The sequence below is a fragment of the Paenibacillus sp. JNUCC 34 genome (genome assembly GCF_058269055.1).
Window position 1 is genome coordinate 1,067,739 of sequence record NZ_CM177770.1, and the last position, 12,550, is coordinate 1,080,288.

The following is a 12,550-nucleotide window of genomic DNA, read 5'->3' on the forward strand; positions in this document are numbered from 1 at the left end:
GAATGGAAATTCATACAAAGATGCATACCATCTTTTTGCTGGTAGGGCCAACGGAATGTGGCAAAACGACGTTTGCGAAGGAAGTCCTTATTCCGGCGCTGCAATGGGAATACCCGGAACGACATTATAGAAGCAATGTTCAGTACCTGTCCTCAGACGCAATCCGGCAGGAGCTGCTTGGGTTTAGTTACGATAAATATGATCAGGTAATGCTGGAGGCAAGCTCGCATGCGTTTCAGTTATTGTTCGAGCGGCTTAAGCTAACGACTTCTTTTCCGATTCAGGCTGATTTTGTTGTGGTTGATACGACCGCATTGTCAGAAGACTTTCGAAGCAAGGTGCTTGCAGTGGCACATGATAATAACTACCGGGTGGAAGTGATCCTGTTTGATTATCGTAAGCGGGAAGATTACTACGCCTCGGATCGTTCCAAAAAGCTGATAACGACACATATTAGCCGATTGAAAAAGGAAGTGCTTCCTGTTCTCGCCCGCGAAGGTTACGATGCCGTTCATAAGGTGCGTGCTAAGGATTTTCTCTCGTCTGAGGGGGAGAGTACAAGGCCTGCTTATAAGGTGGTTGTAGATAACAAAGAGGAATACCTATCCTCCATTCTTCTTCAAGATGAGAAATACATTGTAATAGGGGACGTACACGAGCGCATCGATGCGCTGCAAGGTCTCTTGCTTAGTTATGGGTATGAGCTGAGTGAAGGAAGGCTGGTTGTTACGGATATGGTGCAGAATACCCGAGTGATTTTGGCAGGGGACTGGATCGATAAAGGCAAGCAGACCAAGGCGATGATTGATTTTATTTATGATAATCGTGAGCATTTCCTGCTCCTGATGGGTAATCATGAGAATTTTGTCTACAAATACATGAGAGGAGAGATCAAAGGCGTTGATCCAGAGCTGCTGCGTAGTTATTTTGATTCTACAGAAACGCTCGGCAGGGACGAAGGTTTGCTCCAAAGGTTTAATGAACTGGTGAGTCAAGCTAAGCCATTCTATCGATTTATGGGTCAAGGGGGTCCATCTTATTATGTTACTCATGCTCCTTGCCGGAATAAATATATCGGTAAACTGGATAACAATTCCCTCCGCCATCAGCGATCGTTTCGTCTGGATCGAAGCAACCCTGAGGTCACGACAGAGCAGCAGCTTTATTTTCTCAGTGAGGAAGCCGTTAGCAATCATCCTTATCATGTGTTTGGGCATGTGGCTGCTAAGAGACCGTTTCGGATTAATAATAAAATTCATATCGATACCGGAAGCGTGCATGGGCATATGCTGACCTCGGTTGTAATCGGGCATAAGCCGTTTTACAGAAGTTATAAATCGCCATCGGCGTTGCAGGGGGCTGACCAGAAACTCCTTCAAGAAGAGCTACCTGAGCTGTTTATGAGGTCGGAACAGAACAAGGTTCACCTTCAGGATTTGGACCGCGAAGCGTTGAGAAGACTTGAATATTGCTCTCATCATAAAATTAACTTTATTTCGGGAACGATGTCACCAGCGGATAAGGATATGGAAGCAGGAGAACTAGAGTCGCTGGCGCGTGGGCTTGATTATTATAAGGAGCAAGGGATATTTAACGTTGTGCTGGAGCCCAAATACATGGGATCGAGATGCAGTGTATATCTTTACCGTGACATAAGGCGCTGCTATGCGGTCAGTCGTAACGGTTACCAGATTAGCGGGATTGATTTGTCGACTGTTTACGAACAGCTGCAGCTAAAGTTTGAATCCTACATGCAAACCGAGGGGCTCGAAATGATGCTGCTTGATGGGGAGCTGCTGCCATGGAAGGCTCTTGGAGAAGGCTTGATCGAAAGACAGTTTCAGCCGATTGCCCGTGCGCTTGAGACCGAGACACAGTTCTTGAGGGAGACGGGATTTGAGGGGGTTTTTGCTAAGCTGGTAGCAGATTATGATGAGAGCGGCTTTGAAAAGGAGCAGTTTCGTCTTTCTAAATCTGCGCTAATGGATAAGTACGGTTCGAGTAATTATCAGTCGTATAAAAATATTCGGGATGTTCAGAAAGCTTATGTGCCACTCGCAGAACACGAGGAAGCATACCGAATGTACAAGAAGCAGCTGGATATTTATGCAGGCGATGCAGATCTGAGCTACAAACCGTTCGCTATACTGAAAGAGGTTCGGGAGAACGGTGAGGAACGAATTCCAGATATGAATACCTCTGAGATGTTCCACTTATTGAATGAAGATGAATATTTGGTGATTGATTTAAATGAAAAGGACAGCTATGAACAAGCAGCAGCTTTCTTTGCTAAACTTACGACCCAGAATCGAATGGAAGGCATTGTGATCAAACCGGAAAAAGTGCAGGGGCATGCGGCTCCTTATTTGAAGGTGCGCAATCCGGAATACCTCTCGATTATTTACGGATACGATTACCGGTTTCCACACAAATATGCTAAGCTTTTGAAGCAAAAAAACACTCATAAGAAGCTTCGTACTTCGATGACTGAATATCAGCTTGGAAACCAGATGCTTGGTGTAAAATATGACGATATTTCCCCGAGTAATGAGAAATACAAAGAGATTGCGGTGCAGCTTCTTTTTGAGATGGAAAAAGAAAAGGAAATCGACCCTAGACTCTAACGGTCGTGTAAATGATCTGATTGTCGGCTGACGCTCATGCGATGACTCGCCGCGCTCTGGGAGCTACGCGCGGTTAGATCCTGCAGCGATTCTCGTCAATAGCCCGAAAGCATGGCGCTTTGTTATCAAAGTGACCGTCTTTCGGGCTATTTTGCTTACCGTGATTTGAAATGTTCGCTTCATGTTATCGTTGACCGACGTCCAAAAACCTAGGCATATTTTGGCGGGGCATGGATAGAATGGAAGAGGGGATTTATTGGACAACCCGGCGAAAGACATTAAAAGGTAAAAAGTGAGTAAAAAATAGCGCAAGGGACTTGAAATCTTCAGGCAACTTGAAGTATCATAAAGTTGGTTGTTAGCACTGACGATGGTTGAGTGCTAATACATAAAGTTTTGAACCAGAGCACCACAACATATTTTTAAAGGAGGCTATTTTTTCATGATCAGACCTTTAGGTGAACGCGTATTGGTAGAACCAATCGAACAAGAAGAAACCACGGCATTCGGGATCGTGCTTCCGGACTCCGCCAAGGAAAAGCCGCAAGAAGGAAAAGTTATCGCTGTAGGAAGCGGTTCTTTGAAAGATGGTGTTCGTGTAGCATTGGAAGTTAAAGAAGGCGACCGTGTCATTTTCTCCAAATATGCCGGAACAGAAATCAAATACGAAGGTAAAGAATATTTGATTATGAAAGAAAGCGACATCCACGCGATCTTGGGTTAATTCACAACCTGAATATAAGAGTGCTGAAATATTCATAATCCACTAGGGAGGTATGTAATACCATGGCTAAAGATATTAAGTTTAGTGAAGACGCCCGCCGCGCAATGCTCCGCGGTGTTGATGCATTGGCTAACGCAGTAAAAGTAACACTCGGACCGAAAGGCCGTAACGTTGTTTTGGAAAAGAAATTCGGAAGCCCGCTCATTACAAATGACGGTGTTACGATTGCTAAAGAAATCGAGTTGGAAGATGCATTCGAGAACATGGGTGCTCAGCTCGTTAAAGAAGTAGCTACCAAAACTAACGATGTTGCCGGTGACGGTACAACAACTGCAACGGTTCTTGCTCAAGCTATGATCCGTGAAGGTCTAAAAAACGTAACTGCAGGCGCTAACCCAATGATCATCCGCAAGGGTATCGATAAAGCGGTTAGAGCTGCTGTAGAAGAGCTTCAAAACATTGCGAAGGAAGTTAAAAACCATCAGGAAATCGCTCAGGTTGCTTCCGTATCCGCAGACGATGAAGAAGTAGGTCAACTGATTGCAGAAGCTATGGATAAAGTGGGTAAAGATGGTGTTATCACCGTTGAAGAATCCCGTGGCTTCTTGACTGAGTTGGAAGTTGTAGAAGGTATGCAGTTTGACCGTGGCTACATCTCCCCATACATGATTACTGATACGGATAAAATGGAAGCTGTTCTTGAAAATCCATACATCCTGATCACGGATAAAAAAGTAACTAACACTCAAGAAATCCTGCCAATCCTTGAGAAAATCGTACAACAAGGCAAACCGCTCGTTCTGATCGCAGAAGACATCGAAGGCGAAGCTCAAGCGATGCTGATCGTGAACAAGTTGCGTGGAACATTTAACGCAGTTGCTGTTAAAGCTCCAGGCTTTGGTGATCGTCGTAAAGCAATGCTGCAAGATATCGCTGCATTGACTGGTGGTCAAGTGATTACGGAAGAGCTTGGTCTCGACCTGAAATCCGCTTCCATCGATCAATTGGGCACGGCTCGTCAAGTACGTGTTACTAAAGAAAACACAATCATCGTTGACGGCGCTGGCAACAAAGACGATATCGAAGCTCGCGTTAAGCAAATCCGTAACCAACTGGAAGAAACTACTTCCGAGTTCGACAAAGAGAAACTGCAAGAGCGTCTGGCTAAACTGGCTGGTGGTGTAGCAGTAATCAAAGTTGGTGCGGCTACTGAAACTGAATTGAAAGAACGCAAACTGCGCATCGAAGATGCCCTGAACGCAACCCGTGCTGCGGTTGAAGAAGGTATGGTATCTGGTGGTGGTACTGCGCTCGTTAACGTATACAACGCTGTTTCTGCTGTAAAAGTAGAAGGCGACGAGAAAACAGGCGTGAACATCGTTCTGCGCGCTCTGGAAGAGCCAATCCGCACGATTGCAGCAAACGCTGGCCAAGAAGGTTCCGTAATCGTTGAGCGTCTGAAAAAAGAAGAAATCGGCATCGGCTACAATGCTGCTACTGATCAGTGGGTGAACATGTTCGAAGCAGGTATCGTTGACCCTGCGAAAGTAACACGTTCCGCTCTTCAAAACGCAGCTTCCGTTGCAGCTATGTTCTTGACAACTGAAGCGGTTATCGCTGACAAGCCAGAACCAGAAAAGCCAGGCATGCCTGATATGGGCGGCATGGGTGGAATGGGCGGCATGATGTAAGGAAATCATCACTCATTCTTGAGAGATGGTTAAGTACATTTTTGCCCAAACTGAGAACTGGTCACGTAAATGACTTTTTTCTAAAGAAAAGACTACTTCCTAAAAACAAGGAGGTAGTCTTTTTTACGTTATTAAAATTTGTTTATCAGGATTTATTTCAGTAAACTTTTGTAAATCGTTCTTCAAGGCATCTTTTCACCCCTTTTTTTTATAGGGGGCAAGTTGCGTCGAATATATCGAAAAATATCTTCCTCCATTGTTCATCCTTCTGGGGGAGATTTCATTTACTAAAAATGAAAAACAGTACTCTTTTTATGTTAAAGACACAGTTACAGGTATGGTAAATAATAGTAGAATAATATGTAATACTATTTATGAGGTATCTTATGACGACAATTAAAATAACTCCTGAACAAGTTTTTGCAGTCTCAGCTCAATTTGATAAATCTAGTAAGTTTATTGAACAAATGAATGACCAACTAGTTAAGCAAATATTGCTTATGGAATCTTTATGGGAGGGTACAACTAAACAGCGGTTCTATTATGACTTTCATGCTGCAAAGAAAAATATGGAGTTCTTTGTATCGTTGTCTTCATCAATTTCTCTTGAATTAAGCCAAATTGCGAATAAGTTCAAACTAGCGGACTACTTGGATACAGGAAACATTGATCCTAGTTGTTTACCTCCTCCACCCGATACTTGTCCCGCCCCTCCTATTGACTCGCGTAATGGATTTGAGAAATCTGTTGACAGTTTGAAAGAGCTAGGTAGCGGAATAATGAATGCTTCTAACGAGAGGTATGAAAACCGATATAGTTCGGTGTGGAGTTTTTTGGATTACTGGACAGCAGGTATACCCAAAGGTGCTTACCATGGGTATGTTGAGAGGGCTGATAAGCTATTTGAATCTCCAAATGACTTTGCTAATGGAATGACCTTTGGAGTACACGGAACAATCAGAGAAGCTGTTCTTCCTACAAAAGCTTGGTCTACAGAGCATGTTGCTAGCATGATAGGAGCAGCAGGACTTGTTACAGGTGGTGTAACAGGTTCTCTCATTAAGCCGAAAAATGTATTGAGCTCATCCGTTAAATATGAAGGAGCAAGTGAATTAAGACAGATATCCTCTGGAGGATTACGAAATGAACTTCCTCTAACTGATACACAGAAAGCTGAAATAGTGGATTACACTAAATCGTTGAATTTTCCAGAGGAGAACATTATAGTATCTAGGCCTGGTTTTTATGATGAATGGAATACAGGGATGATGTACGACAGGTTCATTATCAATACGGACGTGCTCCCAGCAGAGCAAACAGGAATTGGTACATTAACTGCTAATTCTCGTGTTACAGGAAAAGCTACTATTGCCCATGAAATTGTTGGCCATTATGAAGCCTACAAGGCAGGAAGGGCTTTTGAATTATATGATGTTAATGCAGAAACCTTTAAAAAGAATTATGCTTTAGATGAAGCTCAAGCTAGTATAAGAGCTGCGAGATTTGCTCCTGATCTAACAACAACGGAGAGAATGACGTTATTACGAGATGCTATTGCAAGGCTGAAAAATGCTGATTTACGAATACGTGATGTCAGAGATGAACTATATATTAACGAAAGATAGTGGGGGATAATTAATGGAGAAGATTATGACTATCAGTTTAGTATTTGAATCAAAAGAGGAAGGTACTGTTATGGTCGGTACAGACAAAGAACTAGATCAACTAACTCATCCAGAGATAAAAAAAATGATAGGTGAGAAAATACTTGTTAAACGAACGGATAATCGTGAAATTCCACTCCAAGTAAGTTCAATACAGATTTCAACTTCAATGGCTGATAAAAAGAATATCGGAATATGTGTAGGTAAGGCGATTTCACCTGAAGAAATTAAAATTGGTTCAACGGTATATAGAAATCAAGATTCGTGATTTTCTTGTAAGAACGCTTGCCGATAAAGGGCTCTGCACATGCTAGTGAGGACGTAGCTGAAATTCAGTAGGGACAAGCTGGAACAATACAATATTTTAGAGCGTCCTTCTTTCCTAGACCTGCCTCTCGACTTCCCAGAATTGTTTAAACGAAAACGTGATCAGGGATGTGACCTGCTGTGAGATTGCAAACAGCATCGTCATGACATCGGGCAAGCTCAGCAGCAAAATTTTCAAATGTAAGGAAGTGGCTGAGTAGCAAATAAAAGGTGACGGAGAGCGTAAGCTATCCCTACAATAAAGCAGTCACCCCGGTCGACGTAGACCGGGGTTGACTAACTACAGGCATTTTACGGAACGCCAGTAGATACAAATATGTAATGGAAGTGGAGAGCTAGAAATTCTCTCCACTGATATAGGAAGATACTATTCAGTAAACGAAATGGGAGATCCAGTTGAAGTATGCTGATTAACCCAGTCAAGAGAGACTTTTGAAACAACTTGCCAGTCAGGTATTTGTGATTTATGTTGTTCCACCCAGCTCATACAATATTGCGAGTCTATACTATGTTCTTGGCACTGTTCTAAGAATGATTGGATGTTTGACTCCGTACAGTTTTGCCAAGTTCCACAAGTGTTATTAAAAATATTCTCCATCTTCTTTTGTATAGAAAGATCATTAGCACTAGACATCGTTGATTCCTCCTTTTGTTAAAAAACACAAATGGCAATTTTAGCGTTGCCAACATTCAGTTTGTCCAAAAGCTAATAATTCATGACTTCAGTAATCAAAAATAAGCATATCTAAATATTGGGCAACATGGCCGACAGCCAGCCCTAAGAATCGTAGTCTTGCTGAAAATATAATATTATTAAATAAAAAGTTGTTGTACTCCCAACATGGTAATTATTACACCACCAATTAACACTATTAATCCGCGTAATTTCATTAATGATAAGTCGATATCACTTTGTTCAACATCATCAGGTATTCTGAATAACATTCTCAACCAGTCGGAATCTGGATTTTTGATAACATGTAGGCTGAGAGCAATCAATGGAACACCAAATAGTATCGTAAACATTCGTATCGACTCCTTTAGCAATAAATTCGAGAGACCTAATAAATAGTTCCAACATATGGGAGGTGAATCATAACTATAACTCACCATTTGTTGTATCGTACACAAGGAGGAGAAATTCATGCGCTGCATTACTATTCATCAGCCCTGGGCGACTCTGATCGCACTCGGTGAAAAGAAATTCGAAACTCGCAGCTGGGCTACAAAATACCGCGGGGAACTCGCGATCCATGCTGGCAAGAAGGTTGATCGAGAAGCCTGCTTGAAAGAACCCATCCGCTCAATATTAGCTAAGCACGGATACTCAGCGGATACCCTTCCTACTGGGGTGGTGGTGGCAGTTGGTTATTTGGAAGAGTGTTACAAGGTAAATAACAATCCTGATTACAGGACTATAGAGCTGAAAGCTACAAATGGAACGTTTAGAATGTGGGCTAGTCGAGATCATGAATATTACTTTGGTGATTATCGTGACGGGCGTTTCGCGTGGGAGCTTACAGACATTCAAGAACTGCTGAAGCCGATCCCAGCAAAGGGTATGCAAGGTTTGTGGAACTGGGAAGGGCCTCAGTTATGAATCTATGGCCATTCAAAACGAATGCTCATGAAATGCTCACATTAATAAGAAGCTTCTCATAAGTTCATTGAACTTATGAGAAGCTTCTTTTTTCATTGGTTTTGTTATGTGCATATAGGAGTGAAACCACTGACGAATGTTGCATCTTAAAATGAGGAGGGACGCAAAAGAAGCGATTCTTTAGTAGCCTGGTATTGTCTTATTTCATTTTATCCAAATCGATTATGCTCTCGAACTTGATACCTGACTGATCGACCATAGTTTGATTTCCCTGAATAAAAATCTTCTTCTCAGAGATCAATTGTTCAAGGGGTTGAGCATAAGCCTTCAAATCCTCTAACGTCGTTGAGAGGATTTCCTGACGTTCCCGCTCTAGATCTGCTTTAGAAAACTGCTCGTAATACATTTGTGCACCGATTCCTTGCATACCGCCATCTTCTGTACTATTGTATAAATCGAATTCATTCACAGTGTTGATGATGATGCTATCTAGCTCCTGCTGGGTCAGATTCGATTCACGCAGAAATTTACCGAGCCCGTTAAACACTTGGATGGATGCTGCGATATCCGGGGTTCGGGCAGCAGTGAGCGTCACACTTTTATCTTGACCGATTAGCATTGTTCCACCGTATGCGCCTATATCACGCATTGCTGGCATCACATAATACGTTTCCAAGTATTTGGCCAGAACTCTCAGCTTGCCTGAGTAAGGAATCTTGGAGTTCGAGAGATTGCCTGCCTGCATCACAGTTGCCACATTCTCTGTACGGCTTGAGTCGACAAGAGCTGTTGAATTATTAGCCGTAGGCAGCTTGATTGCTGGCTTAGGATAAATTTTGTTGCTTAACTCAGTTAGTACGGGCAGTATCGCTTCTTTCGCTTGCTTGTAGAAGGCATTGCTGCCATTCACATCCATTACTAAACCATTGCGATTGAATACCATGTCTCGGATTGTAGAGAGTTTCTTCATGGCTGCTTTTTGCTTGTCTTTGCTTGAGTTGATTTCTTGCAGATAGCGCAAATAAGACAAGGAGCCATTGCCAGTGGGACCGTTGGCCAAGGTGTTATACCGATTGGCTGCAGATTGGTCAGATATGGCGTAATCATATATGAAGGCTTCATCTACCACATTGTAGTGTACATTTTGCTCAATTTCTGTCAGGTGATCTCCCAGCTTGCTCGAGTCAAGAATGCTTGAATCGCTTAAGACCGCTGCTAATTGTTTCAATAGAGCTCCGAGTTCAGCTTCCTTGCCATGAATCATGACATTTAGTGTAGGATGATACTGTGAGTTATCATTATACTTGCCATAGGTGATGGTGAAGAAGCTGATTCCGTTGATGTTTCGTTCCTGAAGAACCTGATTATAGACATCTGTCAGCAATTTGGCTTCCATCGCCTGTGAAGCATCCAGAATAGATTGATCAAATCCTAAGGAGATAGTGAACTCCCCATTCATATCCAAGTTGGTATGTGTATAAACAATTTGATCGATGACCTCTTTCGTAACATTGAAGTCGAGTGAAGACTGCTTGAAATCCTCGAGCTCGAGTTTGGGATTTGCTTGTAAGACTTCGGTAGATTCAGGCGTAGCCAACCATTTCTCAAAAGCCTCCGATTGCTGCTGAATGGCTGCCAGCTCAGCTTTACTGTATTGTTTCTCAGGGGCAGGCTTCTTAGCAGAAGGCTTGTTCTGGTTGTTGTCTCCGGCTATAACTGTACTTTTATGCGGATTATCAAGGAAATAGCGTTTGACGATATTTTGCAGATAGCTTTCTGCCTCTGGTTTCATAAGCTCGGTATAGTAAGCAGCTTTGTCCAGATAAAGTAATGGATTATCGGCATATGTAAAGCCATCCATTGCATTGCTGATATTGCCTAAATCTCCGCTATAACTTAAATATTCAATACTTTGGTCGATTTGCGCATTGAGCTCTTCACGGTTAAAGCCGTGCTCAGTGAAGCTTTTCAGCGTCTGCATATAATTCGTGATGACTTGCTCCTTCTCAGCAGCCACTACATCTGGAAAAAGAATTCCCTGTGTAAATATTCCACCCTCATTCCCACTGACGGTTAGCAGGCTTGGATAGGCTTTCGATACTTTCTTATTAGCTAAACTTGATATAATATCCATTGCAGCGACTTCCTTTGGATCTTTCATGGAAGGTCCAGCAAACAGCAGACCGACACCGTATGTATCAGATTTCTTCTCTCCCGGCAGGGCTATATAGACCGTTCCTGAAGGTGTATTTGGTACGGCGTTAGAGCGGATATCTTTTTTGAACTCTGACTCTGGTTTATATTTGGACAGATAAGAGTGAATGGTGCCAAGTGACCAATTCAGATCCTGGTTGCCTGAAAGGTAAATGAGCGAATTAGAAGGCTTATAGTATTGGCGATAGACCTCAAGCACATCGTTATAAGTGAGCTGCTCTAATCCTTCAATCGTTCCTCCGCTCGTAAAGTTGAGGGAGTTTCCGCCATAAAGGCTGTCATAAAGCTGTTCCATCAGGAATTGGCCTGTGTCACCACCCCCATTGATTTTTCCTTTCATCTCGTTGTAAACGATTCCGTTATATTGAACCTGTCCATTCTTGATTTCTTTGCGTACGCCTTGCTGAAGAAAAATGTTCTTCTCATGCAGAAGCATAGGTTTCATTACAGCATTCAAATACACATCGGTCAGATTCTCAAAATCCTTCTGATTTCTCGTCGTTATAGGATACATCGTGTAATCATCTGACGTAATGGCATTTAGCAAGCTGGCAACTGAATTGCCACGGAGGTAGTTCTGGATATTGCGCGATGGGTACTTCTCTGAGCCGCAAAGAAGCGCATGCTCTAGTACGTGGTTCGCTCCCTTGTCATCCTTGGCCGGTGTTTTGAATCCGATGGCAAAGGACATGTCCTTGCTGTTGTTATCTAAATAAAGCACCTGTGCACCTGAGCTATGCTTTAATAAATACGCTGTTTGCTGTCTATCACTTAGCTGCTGTTTCTTCACAAGTGTAAAGCCATACTTGGTTACATTAATTCCTGCAATTGTATGGTCAAATGTCGGAGTAGATGGAGCTACTGCCGCAGAAACAGCATTTGGTGCTCCTTCATTAACTGCTGCCAAGGCAGAAGTTGAAGCTGACAGAGCTAGGCTAGCTGATAGCAGTATAACGCAGCTACGTTTACTAACGATCGATTTCAGAATGAACTTCATGGTGATTCTCCTAACTTTCGATAAATTTATTTAGACTTTTGAACTGATAGTGTAAATATAGGACATAGTGTTTAAGTATTTCGAAAATAAATCTAAAGTTTTCTTAAAAGTTTATATGGAGACCAAGGCAGAAGCGTAACTAGGAAAGATCCGTGAAAAAAGCAACCAAATGTCTCAGATTCGGGTGCTTCTTCTGTTATAGGTGATTTGTGATAGGATGTAAGCATAGAAAAGGCGAGAATGATACCCACGGCTGCATTCATGCAACATATGACTGTGGGTGTCATTCTCGCCTTACATTTTTGTTATCCTATTCTAATATTATTGTGATTGTTCTCTCATCATGTGGTGATAATGATGGTGGTGATGATGATGGATATAATGGGCACCTTGTGGGTGACTATATGGATGAATATGGGGATGGTGATGAGGATGATGATGATGCATACCCTCATGTCCGTAATGTTGATGGGATTGGGGATCCCTTTGTTGAGTTTCTTGAACGCTATAGTTTTCTTGACTCATTGATTTTCTCCTTTCGTCTTGAGCTAATTCATATTATGTCTGCGATTGATTAGTGACACTTGACCTAGATAAATTGGGCTACCAAAATAAGTATTGTAAATAGGGGCAATGAAGCGATTAACAGAGCATTCCGTGGGTTATTATTCAAAATCGACATTTGATGATTTAACATCGCTTATGGGCG

Annotated in this window: 10 protein-coding genes; 7 read left to right on the top strand and 3 right to left on the bottom strand. The window is 42.4% G+C overall.

Annotated elements, in window-relative coordinates:
* Window positions 1-2 precede the first annotated feature (2 nt).
* The 5 genes from AC2TF5_RS04870 (at window position 3) to AC2TF5_RS04890 (ending at window position 6,971) form a co-directional block, all read left to right on the top strand.
* Entirely contained in the window at window positions 3-2,624 is a 2,622-nt protein-coding gene (locus tag AC2TF5_RS04870; RefSeq protein ID WP_491301104.1) for a metallophosphoesterase, read from the top strand.
* Window positions 2,625-3,066: 442 nt separating this feature from the next.
* Window positions 3,067-3,348, top strand: a complete 282-nt coding sequence (gene groES, locus AC2TF5_RS04875; RefSeq protein WP_054956559.1) for a co-chaperone GroES — start codon at window positions 3,067-3,069, stop codon at window positions 3,346-3,348.
* A gap of 62 nt (window positions 3,349-3,410) precedes the next feature.
* Window positions 3,411-5,039: a chaperonin GroEL gene (groL, locus tag AC2TF5_RS04880; RefSeq protein ID WP_491301105.1), complete on the top strand. Its 1,629-nt coding sequence runs from the start codon at window positions 3,411-3,413 to the stop codon at window positions 5,037-5,039.
* Between the two features lie 386 nt (window positions 5,040-5,425).
* Window positions 5,426-6,664 carry a WXG100 family type VII secretion target gene (locus AC2TF5_RS04885; RefSeq protein WP_491301106.1) on the top strand — a complete coding sequence of 413 codons (1,239 nt, stop codon included), beginning with the start codon at window positions 5,426-5,428 and terminating at the stop codon, window positions 6,662-6,664.
* Window positions 6,665-6,677: 13 nt separating this feature from the next.
* Window positions 6,678-6,971: a hypothetical protein gene (locus AC2TF5_RS04890; protein ID WP_491301107.1), complete on the top strand. Its 294-nt coding sequence runs from the start codon at window positions 6,678-6,680 to the stop codon at window positions 6,969-6,971.
* A 426-nt stretch (window positions 6,972-7,397) separates the two neighbouring features.
* On the opposite strand, the gene AC2TF5_RS04895 is transcribed toward AC2TF5_RS04890, so the two are convergent.
* Window positions 7,398-7,664 carry a hypothetical protein gene (locus tag AC2TF5_RS04895; protein ID WP_491301108.1) on the bottom strand — a complete coding sequence of 89 codons (267 nt, stop codon included), beginning with the start codon at window positions 7,662-7,664 and terminating at the stop codon, window positions 7,398-7,400.
* A 179-nt stretch (window positions 7,665-7,843) separates the two neighbouring features.
* The gene (locus tag AC2TF5_RS04900) at window positions 7,844-8,056 is read right to left on the bottom strand and encodes a hypothetical protein (RefSeq protein ID WP_491301109.1); all 213 of its coding nucleotides are present in this window, start codon (window positions 8,054-8,056) and stop codon (window positions 7,844-7,846) included.
* A gap of 118 nt (window positions 8,057-8,174) precedes the next feature.
* Here AC2TF5_RS04900 and AC2TF5_RS04905 point away from each other — a divergent pair, with 118 nt between their 5' ends.
* Window positions 8,175-8,630, top strand: a complete 456-nt coding sequence (locus AC2TF5_RS04905; protein WP_491301110.1) for an ASCH domain-containing protein — start codon at window positions 8,175-8,177, stop codon at window positions 8,628-8,630.
* 199 nt (window positions 8,631-8,829) lie between these two features.
* On the opposite strand, the gene AC2TF5_RS04910 is transcribed toward AC2TF5_RS04905, so the two are convergent.
* Entirely contained in the window at window positions 8,830-11,841 is a 3,012-nt protein-coding gene (locus AC2TF5_RS04910; RefSeq protein WP_491301111.1) for an insulinase family protein, read from the bottom strand.
* 209 nt (window positions 11,842-12,050) lie between these two features.
* On the opposite strand from AC2TF5_RS04910, the gene AC2TF5_RS04915 reads away from it, so the two are divergent.
* On the top strand, window positions 12,051-12,419 hold the full coding sequence (locus tag AC2TF5_RS04915; RefSeq protein WP_491301112.1) for a hypothetical protein: 369 nt from the start codon (window positions 12,051-12,053) through the stop codon (window positions 12,417-12,419).
* Window positions 12,420-12,550 lie beyond the last annotated feature (131 nt).